This window comes from Maricaulis maris MCS10 (assembly GCF_000014745.1).
GTDB lineage: Bacteria > Pseudomonadota > Alphaproteobacteria > Caulobacterales > Maricaulaceae > Maricaulis > Maricaulis maris_A.
In genome coordinates this window covers 3,344,700-3,368,780 of sequence record NC_008347.1, presented here as the reverse complement: position 1 = coordinate 3,368,780, position 24,081 = coordinate 3,344,700, and the positions used below count along the sequence as shown (strand labels likewise).

The window sequence follows — 24,081 nt, the reverse complement described above, 5'->3', positions numbered from 1 at the left end:
TTTGTTTTTCTCACGCAAATGCGAGAGCTATGTGTTTGTAATTTAGACAATATTTGCCCACCCACAGCACACCACCCAGCCGTGCCGCTTTCGGAATTTTTTCCGCATGGGAATTGTCGCCCTCAGAAGCCCAAAGGTTACTCCCGGGTCGGTCACGGTCAACATGATTCAGCTTCCAAAATTCGACTTTCTTCGCTTGACACGAGAAATCCGTGATCGGATCGAAGCTTGGCCTTTGTGACAGATTTTCATCAGAGCAAGTGGTCGTTTTCATGAACCAGCTGACGACCGTTTTGGGGGTCTGGAACGACAGGGCACGCGTTTGGCAACCCCTCCGTACCCAGATAAATTATTCGAATACACTTATGCCGCAGTTGCGAGCCCCGCTTGCGTGCAGCTGCAGCATGCGGGCAAAGAAATACGCCCGAGGCGTGTGCCCCGGGCGTATATTCAGTCTTCAGTGTGAAGCGGGTCGGATCAGGCCGACATCGACTTCACACGAGCCGACAGGCGGGAGACTTTCCGCGAGCCGGTATTCTTGTGGTAGACGCCCTTGCCGACAGCGCGCATCAGCTCGGACTCAGCTTCAACCAGAGCGGTCTTGGCTGCAGCCTGGTCGCCAGACGTGATCGCCATTTCGACTTTCTTGACGAAAGTACGGACGCGCGAACGACGAGCCTTGTTGACGGCCGTCCGGCGAGCGATCTTGCGGACCATTTTCTTGGCCGAGTTGGTGTTGGCCATGGATGTAAACCTCTTTATGCGCCCGGGACAGACTTCCCGGCTAAATCCGTGAGCGGCGGCGTATAGGCCCTTGCGGGCGGGGCGTCAACCGCCCACTGCGTCTCGCCACCTAGCGATGCTTGAAATGAGCAGCCCGTTTTTCGGCGAAGGCAGCCATGCCCTCTTTCTGATCCTCAAGCGCGAATTGTGACATGAACACACGGCGTTCGAAACGGACGCCTTCAGTCAGGCCGATCTCGAAGGACCGGTTGACCGTCTCCTTGGTCATCATCGCCACCGGCAGTGACTTGGCGGCAATGCTTTCGGCCGCTTCCATGACGACGTCCATGAAATCATCAGCCGGCACGACGCGCGACACCAGTCCGGCGCGTTCGGCTTCTTCGGCGTCCATCATGCGTCCCGTCAGACACATGTCCATGGCCTTGGCCTTGCCGATGGCCCGAGGCAGCCGCTGGGTACCACCAGCGCCCGGCATGACGCCCAGATTGATCTCTGGCTGACCGAATTTGGCGGATTCCGAAGCGATGATGAAATCACACATCATCGCAATCTCGCAGCCGCCGCCCAGCGCATAGCCGGACACGCCGGCAATGATCGGCTTGCGGAAACGCGCCACGGCCTCCCAGGTCTCCGCGAACGGATCCTTGTTGTAGAGGCCGACCATGTCGCGCGACTGGAGCTCCTTGATATCAGCCCCGGCCGCGAAGGCCTTCTTGGAGCCGGTGAGCACCACGCAGCCGATACCGTCATCGGCCTCACAGGCCGCCAGAGCAGCCGCGAGTTCTGTGGTCAGCTCATCGCACAGAGCATTCAGCGCCTCGGGGCGGTTCAGCGTGATCACGCCAACCCGGCCCTCGGTTTTGTACTGGATCGTCTTGTAGCCCATTTCGGCGCTCCATCTGACGGCGCGGATATCCCGCGCGGGAAAAGCCGCGCCGCTATAACGCAGACGCGAGCGAGCGTCGATACCGGGTGACCCGTTTGAGTCACCCGGACCATTTGGCGCTACTGGCGGCTGACCTCATAGCCCTGCTCGCGCAGCAGCTCGATAACACCATTCTCGCCTGGCAAATGGGCCGCGCCCACTGCGATAAAGACCGTACCTTCGCCGTCCATGATCTCGGCAATTTGCGGAATCCAGTTCTCATTCCGCTGCACGATCATGACCTGATAGGCCTCCGGCGCGTCTTCACGCATGCTGGCATTGATTTCGGAATCGATCGTTTCCATGTCGCCGACCGCCCAGGCCGTCACCAGGGTGTCCAGCATCGTCGGCAGCTCAGCCATGTCTTCCAGACCTTGCTCGAAGGCGCGCGCCTGTACGTCGTCCGGCATGCCGGCGAGGAAACCGAGCTGTTGCTCAGCCGTCTCGAAATAGCCCATCCGCATCTCCCGGCCCTCGACCATGCCGAGCAAGACCATCTCAACCCCGGCATTGGGGTCCAGCCCCAACGCCTGCATCTGGCCGACTGCCAGGGCGATCTGGGCCAGCCAAGGCCGCATCGGCTCCAGCATCGCCGGCGCGAAACCGACCGTGGGTGCGATCTCGGCGAGTGAGGCATTGGCCGAATCCGACAGCAGGGACGAGAGCGTCACACCGGACGGGTTGAGACCGTATTGCATCACCAGCGGCTGCATGGCCGCCTGACTCTCGGGCGAATGGACGTCAGCCTCGAGAACAAGCATGTCGGTACTGGCGATCAGGGCGCGCAGCTCTTCACTGCGCCAGTCGAGGCTGGGTGGCAGGATGTGGAATGTGCCGAAAATATAGACGTCGGAATCCGTGTCAGACAGGTGCCAGATGGCCGGGTCGGCCTCGACCGAGGAAAAATCGGTCTGCTGGGCAGAGGCTGTGGACGACAACAGGGCGCCACCGGCCAACAGGGCCGCGCCGGAAAGTGCGGAAACAGTCCGCCGCATGCTTGTGAAGGTGAACATCTTGAAGCCTCTCGATAGCTGAAATCTGGCTGAAACTTACGACAATCGCGGTGCACGCCAAGCGGGACTGATCCTGTGTGCTGTCCCACGCACCATCATCGCTGACAGCTGCTGCAGAACCAGGTCGAGCGACCCGACTGCACAAGCCGCTGGATTTCGCCGACGCAGCCCGGTGTCGGGCAGGGCGCTCCCAGCCGGTCATACACACGGAAGCCATGCTGGAAATAACCAAGCGCGCCGTCGGTCGAGGCGAAGTCCTTGAGCGAAGAGCCTCCGGCCTCGATGGCCTCGACAATGACATCGCGCACGTCCCGGGCCAGACGCTCGGCACGGGCACCGGGAATGCTGGCGGATACGCGGCGCGGACTGATGCCGGATCGATGCAGAGCCTCGCACACATAGATATTGCCCAGGCCCGCCACGATCGACTGGTCGAGCAGGGCGGTCTTGATCGGGGTCCGGCGCCCGGCCAGCACCTCACCAAGATAGGCACCCGAGAACTCATTGCCGTGCGGCTCGGGTCCGAGCGCGCCCAGCGTCTTGTGGGACGCCTCATCGGCGGTCGGGAACAGCTCCATGTAACCGAAACGGCGCGGGTCATTATACCGGACCACCACGCCACCCTCGGCCCGGAACACGACATGATCATGCTTGGGGTTCGCGGGGGCGGCATGGACGAAATCACCGGGCTGGGCCACCTCACCCTCAACCTCGATCGAGAACCGCCCGGACATGCCCAGATGCCCGATCATCGTTTCGCCGCTGTCGAGCCGGAACAGAAGATATTTGGCCCGCCTGTCGATTGCCTCGACCCGACGGCCGGCCAGCCGCGCTGCAAATCGCTCCGGAAACGGGTAGCGCAAATTGGGACGATTGACGTCCACGGCGAGAATGCGCCGCCCCTCCAATGCCGGCACCAGGCCCCGGCGAACCGTCTCTACTTCAGGCAATTCAGGCATTTGGCGTGTGAATCATCTTTACATTCAGGCGGTTACATTTTCGCCCCATTTCTTGGCTCATCTTCGCTCGCCTTTTGGGAATAACGGAGACAAGGCCTCATGTTTGATCACATGGATATCATCCTGTCAGCCGCCATGATTGCGGGCCAGATCGGTCTGGGCATCCTTTTCGCTGATCTGATGAGCGGGATCGTTCACTGGTATATCGATACCTATGGCGATCCGAAGACCCCCATACTCGGCCGGCACGTCTATTGGCCCACCATCAATCATCACGCCCAACCACTTGATTGCACCCGCGCCAGCTTCTGGTCGCGCAATGGCCCGAACCTGGCCCTGAGCGCGGCTTTCCTCGTCGTGTTCGCGGCCACCGGGCTGATCAACGCCTTCACCCTCAGCGCCTTGGCGACCGGCGTGTTCGCCAGCGAAATCCATGTCTGGAGCCACAAGCCAAAACGCAAGCGCCCTATGATCGTCCGCTGGCTGCAGGCCAGCGGCGTGCTGCTCAGCCCGAAGGAACACTGGCAGCACCACACCTACGCCCACAACACCCGCTATTGCACGGTCACCAATCTACTCAACCCGGTGCTTGACCGGCTGCGCGTCTTCCGACTGGTGGAGGGCGTCGTCGAGGGGCTCGCCCGCCGCAAGCCGCGCGATGAGATCATGGGGATAGGTCCGCTCGCGCGCGGCCGGCGCATCATGTCCCGGGTCCGCCGTTTCGTCGCCGCCGGGGCCTGGCAGGTGCGGCGCCTTCTATTGGCGCCATTGTCCCGCCTCGCGCTGGCCTGATCCGGCAGCGCACATGCGACACCAAGGACCGCCCGCGCCGCTTTCCGGTCGGGCGGTCCGGGTCTATGTTGCCGGGCATGAGCACGACCCAGACCGATACTGACACTGTTTCCTTCGGCTTTGCCGATGTGGCGCGCGACGACAAGGCCTCGCTGGTACGCGGTGTCTTTGACCGTTCAGCGCGCCGCTATGACCTGATGAATGACCTGATGTCGCTGGGCATCCACCGGGTCTGGAAAGACATGGTGATGACACGTGCCAATCCGCAGCCGGGCGAGGTTCATATTGATGTCGCTGGCGGGACCGGCGACCTGGCGCGCAGCTTCCTGGCCAAGGCCGACGCTGTCGCAGCGCGCCGCGGTGATGACCGCAAGGCCACGGCCATCGTGCTCGACATCAATGAGCAGATGTTACGCGCCGGCGTGAAGCGCGGTTTAAAGCCCCATGAGGACGGCCGGATCGACTGGGTCACCGGCAATGCCGAATGCCTGCCCCTTCCCGATCGCACCGCGCACTGCGTGACCATTTCGACCGGCATCCGCAATGTCACCGACCGCGCCGCTGCGCTGAAGGAGATGCGCCGCGTGTTGAAACCCGGCGGGCGTTTCCTGTGTCTGGAATTCACCCGGCCGACCAGTCGCGCCTGGGAAAAAGCCTATGACGCCTGGTCCTTCAACGTCATGCCGGAACTCGGTCACTACGTCGCCAAGGACCGCGAGAGCTATCAATATCTGGTGGAATCGATCCGGCGCTTCCCCAATCAGGATGATTTCGCCGACGAATTACGGGCCGCCGGCTTCCGCCGGGTCAGTTACACGAATTTCTCCGGCGGCATCGCCGCCCTGCATGTCGGTTGGGCCTGATCAGTCGCGTCCGTCCCGGTCCTTGCGTTCGCGAAGCAACCAGGCTTTCGCCTCCTGAACTGTATCGAAGAGCTGTAACTTTGCCGGATACCCGTCCTCGGTCAGATTGACCCAGAATTCCAGCAAAACCCTTTTCATGACGTCATTGCAGACCTGGGCCGACCGGCTTGGCGTATCGCCATAATGGGCGCGGATGAATTCGGCCAAGCCTGCACTGAGCCGTTCAAAAGACGCGACATCAAGCTGATTCAGATCGGAATCATCCTCATAGACAACGATACGGTCACACGCTGGTGTCCAACCGGGCATTTGCACAGCCCGCTGCATCAGTGCCAGCGCGTCCCCTTCGGCAATCTCGCCGCGAAAGCGCACGAGAATCCATTGGTTCTCGGCATCCACTTCCAGCTCGTGCTTCATTCCCGCTCCGAATTTGATCGACTCTGACAACGTAAACCAAGTTACGCGGTCGGCAACCGCAGGCTCGCGCCAGCTGCGACGTCATGGCCCTCTCGCCAATTCAGGCCCAGACCTCTAAACCGCTAACATGTTTTCCACTCTCGCCTCTTTCGTCCGCCTGACACGCGCCGCGCTGACCCTGGCCCGGCACGACGCGATCCTGCCAGCGGAGTACCAGTCGCTGTATCCGGCACCTGCCCGCTGGCTGGGAAGTGTCATGCGCATTTTCCGTCGTCGCGATCTGGCAGAGAATCCGGGTGAGAGGCTGGCCCGCGCGCTGGAGAAGCTGGGCCCGTCCTACGTCAAGTTCGGCCAGATCCTGGCCACCCGCAGCGATGTCGTCGGCGAGCGGTTCGCGCGCGGCCTGTCGCGCCTGCAGGACCGCATGCCGGCGTTCGGGGATTCTGAGGCGCGCGAGATCCTGGCTGACGAGCTGGGCCAACCGGTCGACCAGGTCTTCAGCGAATTCGGCCCGCCTGTGGCCGCCGCGTCAATCGCCCAGGTTCACAAAGCGGTGACACCAGACGGGGCCGTGGTTGCGGTCAAGATCCTGCGCCCGGACATCGAAGACCGCATTGCGCGGGATATCCGCACCCTGTCACTCGGTGCGGCCCTGGCTGAACGCTTGTCGCCCGCCAGCCGCCGACTGGAGCCGAGGAAGTTTGTTGAAACCGTCTCGCGTTCACTGACGCTGGAGACCGATCTGCGCCTCGAGGCCGCGGCCGCCTCAGAACTGGCTGAAGCCGCCATGGTCGCCGAGGGTTATCATATCCCGACGGTGGACTGGGCTCGCTCGACCCGTCGGGTGCTGACCACCCAATGGATCGACGGTATTGCCCTGTCCGACATCGATGCGATTGCCGCGAGCGGTATTGACCGGGCGGCCCTGGCTACGCGGCTGACACGCGCTTTCCTGTCAACGGCCCTCGATCGCGGTGTCTTTCACGCCGATATGCATGGCGGCAATCTCTTCGCTCGCACGGACGATACCGTCTGGGCGGTGGATTTCGGCATTATGGGCCGGATCGGGCGCAGCGAACGGCGCTTCCTCGCCCTGATTCTGCATGGCTTCCTCACCCGCGACTACATGGCCGCAGCCCGCGCCCATTTCGCCGCTGGTTATGTTCCGGCAAGACATTCAGTCGAGGACTTCGCCAGCGCCCTGCGCGCTGTCGGTGAACCGATTTTCGGCAAGACCGCCGACCAGGTCCCGATGTCGCGTGTCCTGATGCAATTGTTCGAGATCACAGCGCTGTTCGAGATGCGTCTGCGGCCCGAACTCGTGATGCTGCAAAAGACCATGGTCCAGTGTGAGGGCGTGTCGCGGCAACTCGATCCCCAGCATGACATGTGGGGCGCAGCCGCGCCCATCGTCGAAGCCTGGATGAAGCGGGAACTGGGCCCGGAGGGTCGCATCCGCGATCTCGGCGAAGACCTGACCCGTCTGCACGACGCCCTGCGCAAACTGCCGGATGCGGTTGATGACTGGGCCGAGGTTGGCGCCCAGCTGAAAGCCGGCAAGCTGTCACTGGGGGGCGGCCCGCGTCTTCGACCCTGGTTTCTGCGACTGGCCTGGCTTTCCGCCGCCGCAGCGGCGGGTGCTGCCATCACACTGGCATTTGGCTAAAATTTCAGTCCGATTTACACAAATTAGAAAGAAAGGCCTGCCCTTATGCCTGTCATGGCAAGGGATTTTATCATGAATGACGAGGCACGCAGCCTTCAGCGCGAGTTTTTTCGCATTGACGAGGATGTGATTGACCGGGTCCAGCACCTCAAGTCGCGCCTGATGAAATACGCCGAAACGGCCCTCGAAACCGTCTTCGACCACCTGATCGGCAATCCGGATGTGGCTCACTATTTCGAGATTACCGACAACATCACCTATTTGCGGGCCGGCATGCTGGCCCATTGTGACGAGCTGTTCTCGGCCCGCTTCGACGAGCACTATTACGAAGCCACCGAAGGCATGGGCGAACGCCATGCCAAGCTGGAATTCCCGGCGCATGTCTACACCGCCGCCTATTCCAACATGTTTGCCCGCATCGTCGAGCTGGCCATGGCCGACCGACGCAGCTTCAAGACTGACGACATCACGGCCCTGTCGCGGATCACCCATTACGACATCGAGCTGTCGATGGGCGCTTTCTATCGCCACATCATGGACAAGCGCGCCGCGCTGTCTTCCGACGCCCAGAAAATCCGCCACCTGGTTGATTGAGCTGCGGGGCAGCCGGGCTGAGTGAGAGCTCCGTGCGGTCACCGGCCGGGCCCGGGGTGATCTGAGCGCCGCGCGCAGGCCGATCCATAAATCGCTTGTCAGCCAGCAGGCCGTATCCGGTTCTTCAGCTCAAGGGTGAAACCGCGGAGCGGCGCTTGCAGCGCCCTTGACCTGAAGAACCGGATACGGCGATCTCTCGGCAAGCGGTTTATGGTGGGGTTTGCGCCGGTGGCGCGGGGTCATTGAAGGGCGCTAACTGTGGCTGCCCCGCTTAATCAGTGCCTAACACTGGTGGGTGCCCCCATTTCTCCGACTGAACTGACCCTCACCCCCTGAAGCCCTTGGGAAATCCCCGCTGACGGTTTACCTGTACGGGACCATCAGCGGAGGCGTCACATGGCCGACAAGTCCATACTCCTGATCATTGGCGGCGGCATCGCGGCCTACAAGGCGCTGGAGCTGATCCGGACGCTGAAAAAGCGCGGCATTGCCAGTCGCTGCATCCTGACCCGTGCCGGCAGCGAATTCGTCACACCGCTCTCTGTCTCCGCCCTGTCCGGCGACAAGGTCTATGGCGAGCTGTTCAACCTGACCGACGAAGCCGAGATGGGTCATATCGAGCTGTCGCGTTCGGCTGATCTCGTCGTTGTGGCACCGGCCACCGCCGACCTGATGGCAAAGGCCGCGACCGGTCTGGCCAATGATCTCGCCTCGACCACGCTGCTGGCGACCGACAAGCCGGTCCTGATGGCGCCGGCGATGAATGTGCGGATGTGGGAACATCCCGCGACCCAGCGCAATCTGGCGACACTCAAGGGCGACGGCGTGCATTTCGTCGGACCGGATGAGGGCGATATGGCCTGCGGCGAATTTGGCCCGGGCCGCCTGGCCGAACCGGATGAAATCGCCGACGCCGCCGCGAGCCTGTTGAATGCCTGACACGCTGAAGGGTCACCACGTCCTGGTCACCGCCGGACCGACGCGTGAACCGATCGACCCGGTCCGCTTCATCTCCAACCATTCTTCCGGCAAGCAGGGATACGCCATCGCGGCGGCCTGCGCGGCGCTAGGCGCGCGGGTGACGCTCGTCGCCGGCCCGACCGCGCTGCCTGACCCGGACGGTGTCGAGACCGTCCATATCGAAACGGCCCGCGACATGCTCGCGGCAGTCGAGACTGCCCTGCCAGCCGATGTCTTCATCGCCGTGGCCGCCGTCGCCGACTGGCGCCCGGCTGATCCGTCTGACCGCAAGCTCAAGCTCGACAAGGCCAGCTTCTCCAGCCTGCCGCTGGTCGAGAATCCGGACATTCTCAAGACCGTCTCACAAATGGGGACAGGCCGCCCCGGCCTGGTGATCGGTTTTGCCGCCGAGACCCATGACGTCGAAGCGCTCGCCATCGCCAAGCGCAAGCGCAAGGGCTGCGACTGGATCGTCGCCAATGATGTCTCCGGAGATGTCATGGGCGGAGCCGAGAATGCCGTCCTGCTGGTCACCGGGACGGGCAGTGAAGCCTGGGAGCGGGCGGAGAAGTCGAAGATCGCTGGTCTGCTGGCCGCACGGATCGCATCGGCGCTCTAGCCTCTGGCCAAATCAGGCGGGCTTGGCTTTGATGCACCCCATCACTCGCCAGCCAGGATGCCGCCATGTCGACCGTGCCCGTGAAGATCAAACCGCTCGATCATTATGAGGGCCTGGCCCTCCCGGCCTATGAAACACCGCAATCGGCCGGCATGGACTTGCGCGCTGCCGTGCCTGCCGACGAGCCCGTCTCCATCCCGCCGGGCGAATGGCGGTTAATCCCGGTCGGGATCGCCATTGCGCTTCCCGCTGGATTTGAAGCCCAGGTCCGACCGCGCTCGGGCCTTGCCGCCAAGCACGGGATTTCCTGCGTCAACACGCCTGGAACGGTAGATGCGGACTATCGCGGCGAGATCCGGGTCAATCTGATCAATCACGGCCAGGCCAATTTCGTCGTCAATCGCGGCGACCGCATCGCCCAGATGATCATCGCCCCGGTCACCCAGGCCGTCTGGGAGATTGCCGACACGCTGGACGAAACGACCCGCGGGACGGGCGGTTTCGGCTCGACGGGCACGAAATAGCCGGTTCGACTGACACATTCGTCACTGGCACTTGGCCGCCGCCTCCCTACATTGGCCGCAAACGGAGATTTGACATGACCGACACCCCCGGCCGCGGCCGCATCTATGCCTCCATCGCAGACACGGTGGGCAATACGCCGCTGGTCGAGCTGAAAAAGCTCGCCGACGCGCATGGCGCCAAGGCCCGCATCCTGGCCAAGCTGGAATTCTTCAACCCGCTCGCGTCGGTGAAAGACCGGATTGGCGTCGCCATGATCGATGCGCTGGAAGCCGCCGGCAAGCTTGGCGAAGGCGCCGTCATGGTCGAGCCGACCTCCGGCAATACCGGGATTGGCCTCGCTTTCGTCGCCGCCGCGCGCGGCCACCGCCTGATCCTGACCATGCCGGAAAGCATGTCGATCGAGCGCCGCAAACTCCTCAAGCACCTGGGCGCCGAACTCGTCCTGACCGAAGCCGCCAAGGGCATGAAAGGCGCCATCGCACGTGCCCAGGAAATCATCGACGAGACACCTGGCGCCGTGATGCCGAGCCAGTTCGCCAATCCGGCCAATCCGGAAATCCACCGCAAGACCACCGCGCTGGAGATCTGGAATGACACGGCCGGCGAGGCCGATGTGCTGATTTCCGGGGTCGGCACGGGCGGCACGCTGACCGGTTGCGCCTCGGTGCTGAAAGAGAAAAAGCCCGGCTTCCACGTCGTCGCCGTCGAGCCGACCGACAGCCCCATCCTCTCCGGCGGCGCGCCCGGCCCGCACAAGATCCAGGGCATCGGCGCCGGTTTCGTGCCGGACATTCTCGACACCGACCTGATCGATGAAGTCGTCACCGTCTCCAATGACGATGCCTTTGCCATGGCGCGCGAAGCGGCGAAGCTGGAAGGCGTGCCCGGCGGCATCTCTTCCGGCGCCGCGCTGAAAGCTGCCCTCGAGGTCGCCAAACGCGATGACATGGCGGGCAAGACGATCGTGGTGATCCTGGCGAGCTTTGCCGAGCGCTATCTGTCGACGGCGCTGTTTGAGGACTAGGGAGCGGCTTTTCCACACTCCATTTTTCCCGGACGCGCCCAGCGCGATCCGGGACCGACGTTCAGCTCATCCTTGCCAACAAGGTGTTGCGGTTGGTCCCGGCTCTGCGCCCCGCCTTCGCGGGGCTCCGGCCGGGAAAAATGGAGTTCTGGTGTCGGCGCAGAAGCCCTAAGCACTCACACTCGCCGGTGCCGGATCACAAAACGCCGTCACGTCAAAAATCCGCGGATCGGAGATGACATCGCTCGGCGCCAGCGGGCGGGAGAGTTCAAGCCCCTCCAGCGAGCGCGCCCGTGACAGGGCGACATAGGCCTGGCCGTGGGCGAAGAGGCGGCGGGCCAGGTCGAGATAGACCTTGTCCAGCGTCAGGCCCTGGGCCTTGTGGATGGTCATCGCCCAGGCAAGGCGCAGCGGGAATTGCGTGAAAGCGCCGGCAGTGGTCTTGGTCAGGGCCTGTTTTTCCGGATCGAAGGCATAGGCATTGCGCTCCCATTTCTGGGCCTCGACGGCATGGACCGTCTCGCCAATGCGCACACGCACAGCTTTCTCGTCAAAGCCCTCCACCTGCCCCAGCGTGCCATTGACCCAGCGCCCCTGCGGGTCGTTGCGGGTCAGCATGACGCGGGCGCCGATCTTGAGCACCAGGGGTTCCTCGGCCGGGAAGAGGCGCTGGTCGAACTGGCCTTCGACCTTGGCTTCAAAAGCCTTGTGGCCGGTCGGCAGGCCTTCCAAGCGGGCCTGGTTGATGCGCCAGGCGGTCTCATTGGTGGCGGTCAGGACGATATGGGAGAGCGAGGCCTCGAGACCGGAACGCCCCGTGACCCGGTCATTGAGGTCCGCGGCCTTGTCCGACGTCAGATCGCCATCGCGGATGGCGTTGAGGATATCGACGAAATAGCTGTCGGTCTGTCGGAAGACCTGCTCCAGCTCGACATAGGAAAAGCCGGCATCACGGAAACTGTCCGGATGAAAGAAGAAGGGGCCGCCATAGGTCGATTCCAGATATTCGGCCTCGGCGCCCTGGATCACAGGCGGCAATTGCGCGAGATCACCGACCAGCACGATCTGGACCCCGCCGAAAGGCTCATTGCGCTCGCGATTGAGGCGCAGGGACTTGTCGATCGCCCACATCATGTCGGCGCGAACCATCGAGATCTCGTCGATGACCAGGGTTTCCAGTGCCTGCACAACGCGGCGATGGCGGACCTTGCGGATATCGCGGGCGCCGATCATGCGTGGCGGGAAATGGAAGAAGGAGTGGATGGTCTGGCCACCCGCCTGCATTGCCGCGACGCCGGTCGGTGCGATCACCGCCGCGCGCGGCCCGGCCCGGCGCAGGAATTCGCGCATCAGCGTTGTCTTGCCCGTTCCGGCGCGCCCGGTCAGGAAGACATTCGGCCGGGCGCTCGCCAGCCAGTTGAGCAGGCGTTCCTGATGCTCTGACAAGGCCGGAGCGGGCAGGGTCGGGTTGGCGGGAACAGACATGACGCCAGATTGCCCCTGTTCGCGCCCGGAACAAGCCCGCAAAGCGCATTCACTGTCGCCGGTGACCGGGTTTCCCCCTTGAAGCGCGGGCGCAATCCCGGCACCTATGGCGCATGACATCCGAAATCGATATCGACCGCTTCGCCCGCCACCTTGTGCTCAAGGAAATTGGCGGTCCCGGCCAGCAGGCCCTGGCCCGTGCGCATGTCGCCATAGTTGGCGCAGGTGGTCTCGGTGCGCCGGCAGCGCTCTATCTGGCGGCGGCCGGTGTCGGAACGATCAGCCTGATCGACGCCGATACGGTGACCGTCGACAATCTGCAGCGCCAGATCATTTTCCGCACCCGCCATATCGGCTCGGCCAAGGCCAAGACCGGTGCCCGCGAATTGCGCGCCCTCAATCCGGGCAGCCGCGTCCGGGCCATCGTCAAGGCGCTCGACGACGAGAACGCCAAGCGCCTGATCGGCAAGGCCGACCTGGTGCTGGACGGTTGCGACAATTACGAAACCCGCTTCGCGGTCAACGCCGCGTGCCTGGCGGGCGGCAAGCCCCTGATCTCCGGTGCCGTCGGTCGCTGGGACGGACAGGTCTCCCTGTTCAACGCCCGCCCCGACGCGCCCTGCTATCGCTGCTGGGTGCCGGAAACCCCGCCGGACGTCGAAACCTGCGAACAGGTCGGCGTGGTCGGTGCCCTGACTGGAATTGTCGGCTCGATGATGGCGCTGGAAGCGATCAAGCATATCTGCGGCGCCGGCCAGACCCTGGACGGCCGCATCAAGCTGTTCGACGGCCTGTCGATGGACAGCCGGACCGTCACGCTGGACAAAGACCCGGCCTGTCCGACCTGTGGCGGCTAGTCTTGCGGTGGGGGCGGGGGCTGCAAGGTTTCACGCTCATCGGTTTCGCTGGTCGTCGCGCCCAACAAGTCTCGCAGGCCATTCGGGGCGTCAGCGTCCGGATCCGGCATGCCTGTCAGGCGACGGAATTCCGGCAGATTGATACGCACCGCCTCGGTCAGGGTCTGCCATGAATCGCGGTCATCGGGCTGCACCTCGTCGAGATACTCGCCCATGAAGGCCTCCATCAGCGCCAGCGTGCGGCCAAGACCGAGCGGTGTTTCGAAATTGTGTCCGGCGCCGCGAATGATACGGACGCGATAATCATACCCGGCCGCTTCCAGCGCATCGCTCATCATGCTGGTCTGGGACATGGGAACGACGTCGTCCTCATTGCCATGCAGCAGCAGGATGGGTGCCCGCATGCGATCGATCTGGTGAACCGGCGACATCGCGCGAACCGTGTCGCTGTCACTCACCGGATCGCCGATCTGCCGGGTCCAGTACTCAACCGCATCGGGCCGGTTTTCGCGGGACCAGTCGATAAAGGCTTCCGGGTCGGTAATGCCGGCAACACTGACCACGCAACGATAGGCGTCGGGCGTTGCAAAGGCGCCGGCCAGCGCCGCATAACCGCCATAGGAAAAGCCGGCGATGCAGACCCGGTCGCGGACTGTGAGGCCAGAATTGATGGCCCAGTCCAGCGTGTCGGTAATGTCGTTCTGGACGGCCCGGCTCCATTCGCCATGTGCCGCGCTCGCAAAGCTGCGCCCATACCCTTCGGAACCACGGAAATTGGGTTGCAGCACCCGCCAGCCTTCGGCGGCAAAGTATTGGGCAATCGGGTCGAAACCGAAACTGTCCCGGGATTCCGGTCCACCATGCGGCATGACCACAGTCGGTAAGGCCGCACCCGGCGCCGTGCCGGCGGGATGGGTGACGAAGACATCGATGACCAGCCCGTCCCGCGTCGTCACGCGCTCGCTCGTAACCCGGCTCAGGCGTGTCCCCAGCAAGGCTGGATTGACCGCGGCAAGCGGTCGGACTTCCGAGGTATCAAGCGTGTAAGCGTAATAGCTTCCCGGTTCCTGCGGGCCGGTCACAAACAGTAACAGGGCATTGGCCGTCACATCCAACGGGTAGACGACCGCGTCGGCCTCGAAATAGGCGGTCAGGGCCTGGAAGTGAGCGTTGAGGCGCCGGTCGAAGAAATGGGTCCGGACGCGGTCATCCAGATAGGTGGCCGCGATCATGCGGTCGGACAGCTCGTCCCGAAGCACGGTCGCCAGATCATAGGTTGGGTGCTCCCAGACCTGTTCGCCAATCTCGTCCGCCTCAAGGTCAAATTCATAGACGCCGCGACGCTCCGCACCCTCGGGCCGCACCGCCACCAGCACAGTGTTGTCATCATCCGTGTTGGCCGCCCAGATCGAACGATTGGCGCGGTGGATATAGTCTACGAACTCATCCAGCGAGAGCGTCTCGTCCCGGCTCCACCGGTCCGATCCCGAGCGGCGCCGATAGATGCGGGCGCGATCATCATCGACGTCCACGTCGAGCCGGAACATCGCGCGGCCCTGTTCATTGGCAGCCCATTGCACCGTGTTCGAACCGCCCCGCTCGACCCGCTCCTCATCACCGGTCGCAAGATCGAGGCGCCAGAGGTCGAAGTTGGAATTGCGGTGCGCTGCGACAAGGATATGATCGGGTTCACCGGGCAGCGGGTGGACGACTTCCGCGAAATTGTCAGCGGCCCGCATTTCCCAAGCCTCGTCATCACCGAACAGGACGTCGCGCTGACCGGTCGCGATGTCGATCGAAACCAGGCGCCAATAGAAACGGTAATAGGGCACCCTTGACCGCCGCTGCGGAGGCATGTGCCCATTGTCCTCGGACGTGGCAATCGCGCCGACAATCAGCCGATCCGGCCCGACCCAGCTGACGCCGACCGGGATGTCGGTCCCCAGATCAATCTCACGCGGCGGCGCCTCGGCAAGGCCAGACAGATCAACCAGCAACAAGCGGTGATGCAGATTATCCGGGTCCTCGCGATGCGCAGCGCCCGTGGCCCGGGCCAGAGCGTGAAAATCGTTGGTTCGCTGCAGATAGGCCACCTGTCGGCCATCCGGCGACATCTGGATTGTTCTGATCGATGGCGGCTGGGCCAGATCATTGATGGTCAGCGGACGGTTCTGGATGGCTCCGGCCTGCCCACTCGCCACAATGACGAATGACGCAGCCAGCAATTGACGACCATAGCGCCAGAAGACTGAAAACGCGCTCATACATATCTCCGCAAGGTATCGAGCCAAGCCGTAAAAGGGAGCTCGTCCCGCCCCTACTCGTCTTTTTCCTCGGTCGGATCGAAGCTGTCGATCCGGCCGTCCATCGCATCGTCCAGAAACTCGGCCAGATTGCGCATGGTGATGATGAAGTCCTGACCCTGGCCCCAATGATGGGTCAGGTTCGGCACTTCTTCATAGACGAAATCAGCCCCCGCCTCTTCAAGCACCCCGGCCATGGCACGGGACTGTTCGACCGGCACAATCTGATCGGCGGCGCCGTGGAAAAGGTAGAGTGGCCGCTGCATCCGGTCGGCGAGGCGCACCGGCGAGGTTTCACGGATGAAATCGCGGTCACGACGGGGGTGTCCCAACAATTCAACCCAGTAGTCATGGACTTCGTCGCCCGCATCTTCCTTGAACTCGAGAAACGCCTCGACATCGGCAACAGGCGCTCCGGCGAAGGCGCACTGGTAGAGCTCCGGCGTCAAAATGGCGCCCATCAATGCCGCGTAGCCGCCATAGCTGAAGCCGACAATGCAGACCTGGCCAGGGTCGGCCCGGCCGGTTTCTGCCAGCCAGGCGACACCGTCTGAGATATCGTCCTGCATCAGCCGGCCCCATTGCCGGTACCCGACCTCGGCGAATGTCCGGCCAAAGCCGGACGAACCGCGGTAATTGGGCTGGAAGACGGTATAACCTTGTGCCGCGAGATACTGGACCACCGGGTCAAAACCCTGTTCGTCCCGGGCCTCGGGGCCGCCATGCGGCATCACAATCAACGGCGTCGTCGAAACGCTGCCAGTGCGTGGCTCGGTCAGGAAGCCGGAAATCTCTGTGCCGTCCCGCGCTGCATAGGTGATGGCCTGCATGGGCTGCAGGCTGTCAGCGACCAATTCGCTGTTCACCGCCACCAGCTCGTCAGTCACCCCCGACCCGGCATCATGCATGTAGTAGACGCCCGGCTGGGTGGCACCGCTGGTGTAAAGCACCATCCGCCCTCCACCGACCGAAACCGGCTCGACGATCACATCCTCGGGAAAATGCGCACGAATATCGGCATATCCCGCCGCGAATGCGGGGTCAGCAAAGACGAAATGCCGGCGCACACCCGCATAGGAATAGCCGTAATAAGCACCCGTATCATCGTCGATCAGCGCGTAGTCGATGTCATAGTCATCCCGCAGCGCGACGGGTTCGAGAAACACATCCTCGGCCAGGTCATACCGGTAGATACCAAAAAACTCCGCCCCGTCCGGCCTGGCCCGGACATAGATCTCGCCCGGCCGGTCAGACGGCCCGGCCCACTCGAAATTCGCCCGCGCATCGAACAGGTCCAGCGTGCTGACGGTGTTGACCCGTCGCCAGCGGCCGTTCCGCCCCGTTCGGGCGTGGAAGCGCATGTGCTCGCCACGCCTTGAGCTGTCCACCCGCATGACGGCCTCACCATTGGCGCTGAACCAGGCCACGGTCGCATCATTGCCACGCTCGATACGCTCGGCGGAACCGGTCTCGATATTGACGCGGTAGAGGTTGTAATTGCGGCGCTCATAGCTGGGCATGAGGATATGGTCGGGATCATCGGGCAGGAAATCCGTGATTGGCGAGCGGTTCGGGTTCCAGAAATTCTCCCCCTCCCCGTCGAACAGCACAGAGACCCGCTGCAGGCTGTCCCGATCAATGGTCAGGACGCGCGATTGTGACGCGACAAGCTGGTACCGGCCCCGCTCCCGGCGCAGGGTGACGCGGACATTGCGGGCGCTGATCGCGATCAGGAAGCGGTCGTCATTGGCCCACTCGACCCAGTCAATGCGCCGATTGCCCACCGAGACCCGACGCCCGGCTGAACCGCCTTCGCCGTCGAGATCATAAACCAGGATCGTGTCATCCCCGCCATTATGGAGCGGCTTCTCCACCATGAGCAGATATCGCCCGCTGGGCGACAGGCGCACATTTTCATAGCGCGGCGGACGGATGACATGACGCAGGAAGTCCTCGATCGCGCCATCACCCATGGACGGAATGCGCTGGGCCTCGACCGGTCCGGCCATTGTGGCAAACACGGCCGCCGCACCAAGCAGCACGGCCATTACCGCTCGAAAAACACTCGATCTTGGAATCATGCACCCACCCCCGACACCAATTTAAGCGTCAGGACCGGAGAGTTGCAACCGGGTCGGCGTCAGCGCCGCGCGGTCAGTTGCAAGCCCAGACCGATTGCAAGTCCAGGCGCGAGGCCAAACAGGATACCGAGCAACCCGCTGCCGGTGACCAGGGCGATAATCAGCCACAATACGAGGCCGACGGCAAAGCCGGCCGCGAAGCCGAGTTGTTTGCGAAAGCGGGCCGGAAGCGAAGAGGGCTCTCGCGGCGCTCGCGGGGGTTTGGAGGCGGTCATGGCGCCATTGTCGGCGACATGACCTCTCCGAAAGCTGATTGATGCTTTAAATCTTCGTCAGATCACAGTCCGCCAAGACGCGGCCCGTCAGTTGGCGACCGCGTCATTATAGAGCGTGGTGACCATGCGTTCCGTGGTGATGAAGCGCCAGCTCCACTCGGCGTCATAGTCGGCCAGCGGCTGTGCTGCCAGCACGGCCTCGAGATCGGCGCCGCCCTCTACCAGGGTGCGGACGCGGAAGGCCGCCTCACGCAACATGTCGATCGACGCCTGCAGCTCGACCCGTGTCGACAGCGGACCATGTCCGGGAATGATGCGGGTGTCTTCGCCTGCCAGGGCCAGGCCGCGCTCCATGCCGGCCAGATAGCCGTCGACCGTGCCGCCAGAGTCCAGATCGATGAAGGGGAACCAGCCCGAGAAGAAGATGTCACCCATATGCAGGATGTCGGCCTCGCGGAAATAGACGAAGGCGTCGCCATCCGTATGGGCCGACGGGACATGGACCGCCTCGACCGTCTGACCATTCATGTGGAAGGTCAGATCATCCCCGAAGGTCAAGATCGGCAGCGCCCCCGGGGCATCTGTCCACTCGGCCTCGGAATCGGCGATCCGGGTGCGGATATTGTGATGGGCGGCGACGGTCGAGCCCTGTTGGGCGAAATGCGCATTGCCGCCGGTATGATCACCATGCCAGTGGGTGTTGACGATAAAGCGCGGCGCGCCGGCGCCGGCGATCTCGACAACAGCCCCTTCGATCACCGAGCCGGTATTGGGCAGCTGGTCGTCGACCATCACCACACCGTCATCGCCGGTCAGCAAGGCGAGATTGCCGGCAATGCCGGTCGAGATCATGTGAATGCCATCGCCCATGTCGGTGGATGTCGCGGTCACGTCCTGCTGGACTGCCGCAGCGGTGCCGACAGCGATACCACCTGCCGCGAGTACGGCTGCCGCCGTGCTGATTGCCAAACGAAAGCTCATCTAATCCCCTCCCGAGATATCATCGGGCCCGCTTTCCAGCCCGTCCGGGTCTGATATAGGCACGTTTTTCGGATTTGCATCCTCACCATCTGGTGATTGTCCGCCACCGGGGCGCCAGTCGAACGCGGCGCCAAGGGCCACGCCGAGCGCCAGACCCAGGGCGAGCTGATCGAGAGCCACCCCCAGCGCAACGCCGATCGCAATGCCCACACCGATCCCGGTGCCTGGTCTTCTTCGTCTCTTCGACATGCGTCGTCCTCCCGTCGGCCTGTGCGGAATTTACCGCCTGTTCACCCTGTTTTGGCAGAGGGATATGTTCAAGGAGTGTCCCATGCGAAGCCTTATTGCCCTCATCCTCTGCCTGACATTTGCCGGGTCAGCCTTCGCAACCCAGGACTCCGAACACACGGCCACGCCGTCGGGCCAGGCGGTTCCCCGCTTTGTGTCGCTGAAAGTGGACGTCGCCAATGGCCGCTCCGGCCCGTCCTCGCAGCATCCCATCGCCTGGCGCTATCTGCGCGCCGGACTGCCCATGGAAGTGATTGCCGAAACCCCGGACTGGCGCCGGGTGCGCGACCCGGAGGGTGAGGTCACCTGGATGCACCGCTCCATCCTGTCCGGACGCCGCTCGGTCTACACGCTGGAAGAAACCACGCTGCATGCCCGCGACAGCGACAGCTCGCCCATCGAGGCGGTCGCCGAAGCCGGCGTGATCCTGTCGCTTGAGCGCTGCCGGACAGGCTGGTGCCGCGTCGAGGGCCAGGGATTTCGTGGCTGGGTGCGGCCCCACACGCTGTGGGGCGTCTATCCGCAGGAGCTGGACACCGGAAACGACGACGAGACGGACCGCAACCCCGCCTTGAGCACGTCGGTCGCGCATGATACCGCTCTGCCCTGATCTTCCCGGCTGATCGTGAGAGGCTGGGTTTTCGTGACCAGCCCGGTGATCGCCAAGCGCCTTCACACGCGGCGCAACTGATCGGCTACATGACTGAACGCCAAAGCTCTTTCAGCTACAACGACCTGATCGACTCCAGCAATGGAAAGATGTGGGGACCCGACAACGCGCAGCTCCCCGCGCCGCCCATGCTGATGATGGATCGCATCACCCACATCGATGACGAAACCGGCGAACACGGCAAGGGCCAGATCGTCGCCGAACTCGACATCAAGCCGGACCTCTGGTTCTTCGACTGCCACTTCAAGGGCGATCCGGTGATGCCGGGCTGCCTCGGCCTCGACGCCATGTGGCAGCTGGTCGGCTTCTTCCTGTGCTGGAAGGGCAATCCCGGCAAGGGCCGCGCCCTGGGCGTGGGCGAGGTGAAATTCACCGGCCAGATCACACCGGACTGCAAGAAAGTCCGCTATGTCATCGACCTCAAGCGCGTCATCCAGCGCCGCCTGATCATGGCGATCGGCGATGGCCGTGTCGAAGTCGACGGCAAGACCATATATACTGCCAAGGATTTGCGCGTGGGCCTGTTCAAGCCCGGCGAAATGGCCTGACCCAGGAGAGCCTCATGCGTCGTGTTGTCATTACCGGTCTCGGCGTGATTTCCCCGATCGGCAATAATGCTGCGGAAGTCACCGAGTCCCTCAAGAACGGCAAGAGCGGCATTGGCCGCATGGAAAGCTTCGCCGAGCTTGGATTCCGCTGCCAGGTCGGCGGCAAGCCGGACATTGATCCGGCCGCCCATGTCGACAAGCGCGTTTACCGCTTCATGTCGGAAGGTGCCGGCTGGAATTACATGGCCATGGAACAGGCCATTGCCGATGCCGGCCTGGAAGAAAACGACATTTCCAACCACCGCACCGGCATCATCATGGGTTCCGGCGGCCCGTCGGCCGGCACGATCGTCAATGCTGCAGACATCACCCGCGAAAAGGGCCCCAAGCGCATTGGACCCTTCGCCGTGCCCAAGGCGATGAGCTCGACAGCTTCTGCAACGCTGGCGACCCCGTTCAAGATTCTCGGCGTGAATTATTCCATCACCTCGGCCTGCACGACCTCGCTGCATTGTATCGGTGCGGCGACCGAGCAGATCCAGTGGGGCAAGCAGGACGTCATGTTCGCCGGCGGTTGCGAGGAGATCCACTGGGCGCTCTCCAACCTGTTCGACGCCATGGGCGCCATGTCGACCAAGTATAACGACACGCCCGAGCAGGCCTCGCGCGCCTTCGACAAGGACCGTGACGGTTTCGTCGGCGGTGCCGGCGCCGGTGTGGTCGTGCTGGAGGAATACGAGCGGGCCAAGGCGCGCGGTGCCAACATCCTGGCCGAAGTCACCGGCTATGGTGCCACGTCCGACGGTTACGACATGGTCGCCCCGTCCGGCGAAGGCGCTGTTCGGGCGATGAAGCTGGCCATGGAAACCGTCAACAAGCCGATCGACTATCTCAACCCGCACGCCACCGCGACCCCGGTCGGCGACATCAAGGAGATGGAAGCGGTCAAGGAAGTCTTCGGCGACAGCGCCCCGATGATTTCCGGCACCAAGTCGATGACCGGCCACTCGCTCGGCGCCGCCGGCGTGCACGAAGCCATCTACACATTGCTGATGATGAAAGAAGGTTTCGTCGCTCCGTCGATCAATGTCTTCGACATGGATCCCGACATTGCGGCTCTCAACCTGCCTATCATCACCGAGACCCGCGACGCTGATCTGAAGACCGCCATGTCGAACAGTTTCGGCTTTGGCGGCACCAACGGCACGGTCGTTTTCGAAAAAGTCTGACCCGCCCGACACGGCGGCATCTGATCCAAAAAGAGGATATCACGATGAGTGACACGGTTTTCCCGGCCGGCGAGCTGATGAAGGGCAAGCGCGGTCTTGTCATGGGCGTCGCCAACAAGAACTCGATTGCCTGGGGCATTGCCCAGCAACTGGCCGCCCAGGGCGCCGAGATCGCTTTTTCCTACCAGGACGAAGCGCTCGAGCGCCGGGTCCGTCCGCTGGTCGAAAGCCTGCCCTGCGAGCCGTTCATGGTCCAGGCCGACGTCACCAATGACGAATCCATGGATGCCTGCTTCAAGGCGCTGGAAGACAAGTGGGGCACGATCGACTTCCTCGTCCACGCCATCGCCTTTGCCGGCAAGGACGAACTGGTCGGCTCCTTCACCGAGAATACCACCCGCGAGGGCTGGCGCCGGGCGATGGACATCTCGGCCTTCTCCTTCGTTGATGCCGGCAAGCGCGCCTCCCACCTGATGCCCAATGGCGGCTCAATGGTGACGCTGACCTATCTCGGCTCGGAACGTGTCGTCCCGTCCTATAATGTCATGGGCGTCGCCAAGGCGGCCCTCGAGGCCTCGACCCGCTACATGGCCCGCGATCTGGGTCCCAAGGACATCCGCGTCAACGCGCTCTCGGCCGGCCCGATGCGCACCCTCGCCATGGCCGGCATCTCCGGCGGCAAGGCCCTGATGCGCACCGGCCGCGAATGGTCGATGATGAAGCAGGACACCAAGATGGAAGGCGTCGCCGGCGCCGCGCTCTATTTGCTGAGCGACCTCGGCTTCTCCTGCACGGGTGAAACGCTGCATGTGGATGCGGGTTTCCACGCTGTGGCGGTGCCGAGTATGGATGATGACGACTGACCTGATGTCAGCTTTGCCGGACTGAAAGACCCCGCTGGCGGATGCTGGCGGGGTTTTTACTTGACTCACTTGCAACCTGCGGTAGCTTTCCACAGGAACATATAGGAAACAGACTGGCTATCTGGGTCAAAAAGTTACAAGTTGTCAGAATTACTCCCTTTGCGAGCCGAGGCGTCCAATGACCGATACATTTCTCACCTGGATGGACCGCGCGAGCCTCGACAGGGCGCAAGCTTCGGACGAACTCGGTGTGTGCGAGGCAACAATCCAGCGCTATATCAACGGCAAATCCGAAGCGCCGAAACTTGCACTCGATCGCCTGAAGGCCATTTCGAACGCTACGGCAACAGATAAACCGATCAGTGACGGCGAATTCCGCTTTATCGACCTGTTTGCCGGAATTGGCGGATTGCGCCTCGGCTTTGAGGCCATCGGCGGCAAGTGCGTTTTCACCAGCGAGTGGGACGTCCACTCACAACGAACCTATCGCGCCAATTTTCTGGACGACGACAGCCACACATTTGCCGGTGACATCCGGCCCTATGGAACAGACCCTTCCAAAGTCCCCGAACACGACGTTCTTCTTGCGGGCTTCCCTTGTCAGCCCTTCTCCCTTGCGGGCGTGTCAAAGAAAAACGCCTTGGGCCGGCCGCATGGCTTCGAAGACGAGACTCAGGGAACACTGTTTTTTGATGTCGCACGCATCCTGGCGCACCACCGGCCAAAAGCGTTCCTGCTGGAAAACGTGAAGAACCTGCAAAGCCATGACCGGGGCAAGACGTTTGAGGTCATCAAGCGGACACTGAGGGACGAGCTTGGCTATCACATTGACTTTCGTGTGATCAGCGCCACCCCTTGGGTACCGCAGAAGCGCGAGCGGGTGTTCATTGTCGGCTTCAGGGACAGTACTGATTTCAGCTTCGAAGGCTTCGAACGCCTTATCCCGCACGCAAGCAATCATCCGACGCTTGACAGCATTCTTCAGTCACATAACGAAATTGGCCAGAAATACACCCTGACCGAAAAGCTCTGGGACTACCTGCAAGCCTATCGTCAGAAACATGAAAGCAAGGGCAATGGCTTCGGCTACAGCCTGTTCGGGCCGGATGATGTCGCCCGAACGCTCTCTGCCCGATATCACAAGGACGGCTCGGAAATCCTGATTGACCAACCCCAAGGACCGCGCCCCCGCCGCCTGACCCCAAGGGAATGCGCGAGGCTGATGGGTTTTGAACGCAGCGAACGCCTTTGGAAAATCCCGGTTTCCGATACACAAGCTTACCGCCAGTTCGGGAATGCGGTTGTCGTGCCCGCTGTTGAAGCGATTGCCCGGCACATGGAACCCAAGCTGAGACGCGATCTGAACCTGCCGATACGGGACTTGCTCGACGCTGCGTGAT

23 protein-coding genes and 1 pseudogene are annotated in these 24,081 nt (G+C 62.7%); 13 read left to right on the top strand and 11 right to left on the bottom strand.

Annotated elements, in window-relative coordinates:
- Positions 1 to 477 precede the first annotated feature (477 nt).
- The 4 genes from rpsT to mutM all read right to left on the bottom strand — a co-directional run bounded on the left by rpsT (position 478) and on the right by mutM (position 3,641).
- Complete coding sequence (rpsT, locus tag MMAR10_RS15840) at positions 478 to 744, bottom strand: 30S ribosomal protein S20 (protein WP_011645002.1); 267 nt, start codon at positions 742 to 744, stop codon at positions 478 to 480.
- A gap of 109 nt (positions 745 to 853) precedes the next feature.
- The gene (locus MMAR10_RS15835; RefSeq protein ID WP_011645001.1) at positions 854 to 1,630 is read right to left on the bottom strand and encodes an enoyl-CoA hydratase; all 777 of its coding nucleotides are present in this window, start codon (positions 1,628 to 1,630) and stop codon (positions 854 to 856) included.
- Between the two features lie 119 nt (positions 1,631 to 1,749).
- Entirely contained in the window at positions 1,750 to 2,682 is a 933-nt protein-coding gene (locus MMAR10_RS15830) for a TraB/GumN family protein (protein WP_011645000.1), read from the bottom strand.
- A gap of 95 nt (positions 2,683 to 2,777) precedes the next feature.
- The gene (mutM, locus tag MMAR10_RS15825) at positions 2,778 to 3,641 is read right to left on the bottom strand and encodes a bifunctional DNA-formamidopyrimidine glycosylase/DNA-(apurinic or apyrimidinic site) lyase (RefSeq protein WP_011644999.1); all 864 of its coding nucleotides are present in this window, start codon (positions 3,639 to 3,641) and stop codon (positions 2,778 to 2,780) included.
- A gap of 99 nt (positions 3,642 to 3,740) precedes the next feature.
- Here mutM and MMAR10_RS15820 point away from each other — a divergent pair, with 99 nt between their 5' ends.
- Positions 3,741 to 4,433, top strand: a complete 693-nt coding sequence (locus MMAR10_RS15820) for a fatty acid desaturase family protein (protein WP_011644998.1) — start codon at positions 3,741 to 3,743, stop codon at positions 4,431 to 4,433.
- 77 nt (positions 4,434 to 4,510) lie between these two features.
- Positions 4,511 to 5,296: a class I SAM-dependent methyltransferase gene (locus MMAR10_RS15815; RefSeq protein ID WP_041638017.1), complete on the top strand. Its 786-nt coding sequence runs from the start codon at positions 4,511 to 4,513 to the stop codon at positions 5,294 to 5,296.
- Here MMAR10_RS15815 and MMAR10_RS15810 read toward each other — a convergent pair whose 3' ends face one another.
- Positions 5,297 to 5,713 (bottom strand): hypothetical protein, encoded by a 417-nt coding sequence (locus MMAR10_RS15810; protein WP_011644996.1) that lies wholly within the window; start codon positions 5,711 to 5,713, stop codon positions 5,297 to 5,299.
- A gap of 127 nt (positions 5,714 to 5,840) precedes the next feature.
- Between MMAR10_RS15810 and ubiB the strand changes: the two genes are divergently transcribed.
- The 5 genes and pseudogenes from ubiB (at position 5,841) to cysK (ending at position 11,101) form a co-directional block, all read left to right on the top strand.
- The gene (ubiB, locus tag MMAR10_RS15805) at positions 5,841 to 7,379 is read left to right on the top strand and encodes a 2-polyprenylphenol 6-hydroxylase (protein WP_011644995.1); all 1,539 of its coding nucleotides are present in this window, start codon (positions 5,841 to 5,843) and stop codon (positions 7,377 to 7,379) included.
- A gap of 72 nt (positions 7,380 to 7,451) precedes the next feature.
- Positions 7,452 to 7,973, top strand: a complete 522-nt coding sequence (locus MMAR10_RS15800; RefSeq protein ID WP_011644994.1) for a protoglobin domain-containing protein — start codon at positions 7,452 to 7,454, stop codon at positions 7,971 to 7,973.
- 396 nt (positions 7,974 to 8,369) lie between these two features.
- Positions 8,370 to 9,552, top strand: a pseudogene (gene coaBC / locus MMAR10_RS17360) (bifunctional phosphopantothenoylcysteine decarboxylase/phosphopantothenate--cysteine ligase CoaBC).
- 65 nt (positions 9,553 to 9,617) lie between these two features.
- Entirely contained in the window at positions 9,618 to 10,076 is a 459-nt protein-coding gene (dut, locus tag MMAR10_RS15790; protein WP_011644993.1) for a dUTP diphosphatase, read from the top strand.
- A 74-nt stretch (positions 10,077 to 10,150) separates the two neighbouring features.
- Positions 10,151 to 11,101: a cysteine synthase A gene (cysK, locus tag MMAR10_RS15785; RefSeq protein ID WP_011644992.1), complete on the top strand. Its 951-nt coding sequence runs from the start codon at positions 10,151 to 10,153 to the stop codon at positions 11,099 to 11,101.
- 168 nt (positions 11,102 to 11,269) lie between these two features.
- Here cysK and MMAR10_RS17260 read toward each other — a convergent pair whose 3' ends face one another.
- Positions 11,270 to 12,586, bottom strand: a complete 1,317-nt coding sequence (locus MMAR10_RS17260) for an ATP-dependent DNA helicase (RefSeq protein WP_011644991.1) — start codon at positions 12,584 to 12,586, stop codon at positions 11,270 to 11,272.
- Between the two features lie 113 nt (positions 12,587 to 12,699).
- Here MMAR10_RS17260 and MMAR10_RS15775 point away from each other — a divergent pair, with 113 nt between their 5' ends.
- The gene (locus tag MMAR10_RS15775) at positions 12,700 to 13,443 is read left to right on the top strand and encodes a HesA/MoeB/ThiF family protein (protein WP_011644990.1); all 744 of its coding nucleotides are present in this window, start codon (positions 12,700 to 12,702) and stop codon (positions 13,441 to 13,443) included.
- Here the strand turns inward: MMAR10_RS15775 and MMAR10_RS16550 are convergent.
- From MMAR10_RS16550 to MMAR10_RS17200, 5 genes are all read right to left on the bottom strand, one after another.
- Positions 13,440 to 15,707 carry an alpha/beta hydrolase family protein gene (locus tag MMAR10_RS16550; protein ID WP_011644989.1) on the bottom strand — a complete coding sequence of 756 codons (2,268 nt, stop codon included), beginning with the start codon at positions 15,705 to 15,707 and terminating at the stop codon, positions 13,440 to 13,442. The genes MMAR10_RS15775 and MMAR10_RS16550 overlap by 4 nt on opposite strands.
- A gap of 53 nt (positions 15,708 to 15,760) precedes the next feature.
- The gene (locus MMAR10_RS16545; protein ID WP_049755777.1) at positions 15,761 to 17,794 is read right to left on the bottom strand and encodes an alpha/beta fold hydrolase; all 2,034 of its coding nucleotides are present in this window, start codon (positions 17,792 to 17,794) and stop codon (positions 15,761 to 15,763) included.
- Between the two features lie 92 nt (positions 17,795 to 17,886).
- A complete protein-coding gene (locus MMAR10_RS15760; protein WP_041637086.1) occupies positions 17,887 to 18,102 on the bottom strand; it encodes a hypothetical protein in 216 nt (71 codons plus the stop codon).
- Between the two features lie 87 nt (positions 18,103 to 18,189).
- Complete coding sequence (locus MMAR10_RS15755) at positions 18,190 to 19,083, bottom strand: MBL fold metallo-hydrolase (RefSeq protein ID WP_011644987.1); 894 nt, start codon at positions 19,081 to 19,083, stop codon at positions 18,190 to 18,192.
- A complete protein-coding gene (locus MMAR10_RS17200) occupies positions 19,084 to 19,332 on the bottom strand; it encodes a hypothetical protein (protein ID WP_041637085.1) in 249 nt (82 codons plus the stop codon).
- 82 nt (positions 19,333 to 19,414) lie between these two features.
- On the opposite strand from MMAR10_RS17200, the gene MMAR10_RS15745 reads away from it, so the two are divergent.
- From MMAR10_RS15745 to dcm, 5 genes are all read left to right on the top strand, one after another.
- Positions 19,415 to 19,981: an SH3 domain-containing protein gene (locus tag MMAR10_RS15745; RefSeq protein ID WP_011644986.1), complete on the top strand. Its 567-nt coding sequence runs from the start codon at positions 19,415 to 19,417 to the stop codon at positions 19,979 to 19,981.
- 89 nt (positions 19,982 to 20,070) lie between these two features.
- Positions 20,071 to 20,589: a bifunctional 3-hydroxydecanoyl-ACP dehydratase/trans-2-decenoyl-ACP isomerase gene (gene fabA, locus MMAR10_RS15740; protein ID WP_011644985.1), complete on the top strand. Its 519-nt coding sequence runs from the start codon at positions 20,071 to 20,073 to the stop codon at positions 20,587 to 20,589.
- A 14-nt stretch (positions 20,590 to 20,603) separates the two neighbouring features.
- Positions 20,604 to 21,818, top strand: coding sequence for a beta-ketoacyl-ACP synthase I (gene fabB, locus MMAR10_RS15735; RefSeq protein ID WP_011644984.1), 1,215 nt, complete (start codon positions 20,604 to 20,606; stop codon positions 21,816 to 21,818).
- Positions 21,819 to 21,862: 44 nt separating this feature from the next.
- Entirely contained in the window at positions 21,863 to 22,681 is an 819-nt protein-coding gene (locus tag MMAR10_RS15730; protein ID WP_011644983.1) for an enoyl-ACP reductase FabI, read from the top strand.
- A gap of 178 nt (positions 22,682 to 22,859) precedes the next feature.
- Positions 22,860 to 24,080 carry a DNA (cytosine-5-)-methyltransferase gene (gene dcm / locus MMAR10_RS15725; RefSeq protein WP_011644982.1) on the top strand — a complete coding sequence of 407 codons (1,221 nt, stop codon included), beginning with the start codon at positions 22,860 to 22,862 and terminating at the stop codon, positions 24,078 to 24,080.
- Position 24,081 lies beyond the last annotated feature (1 nt).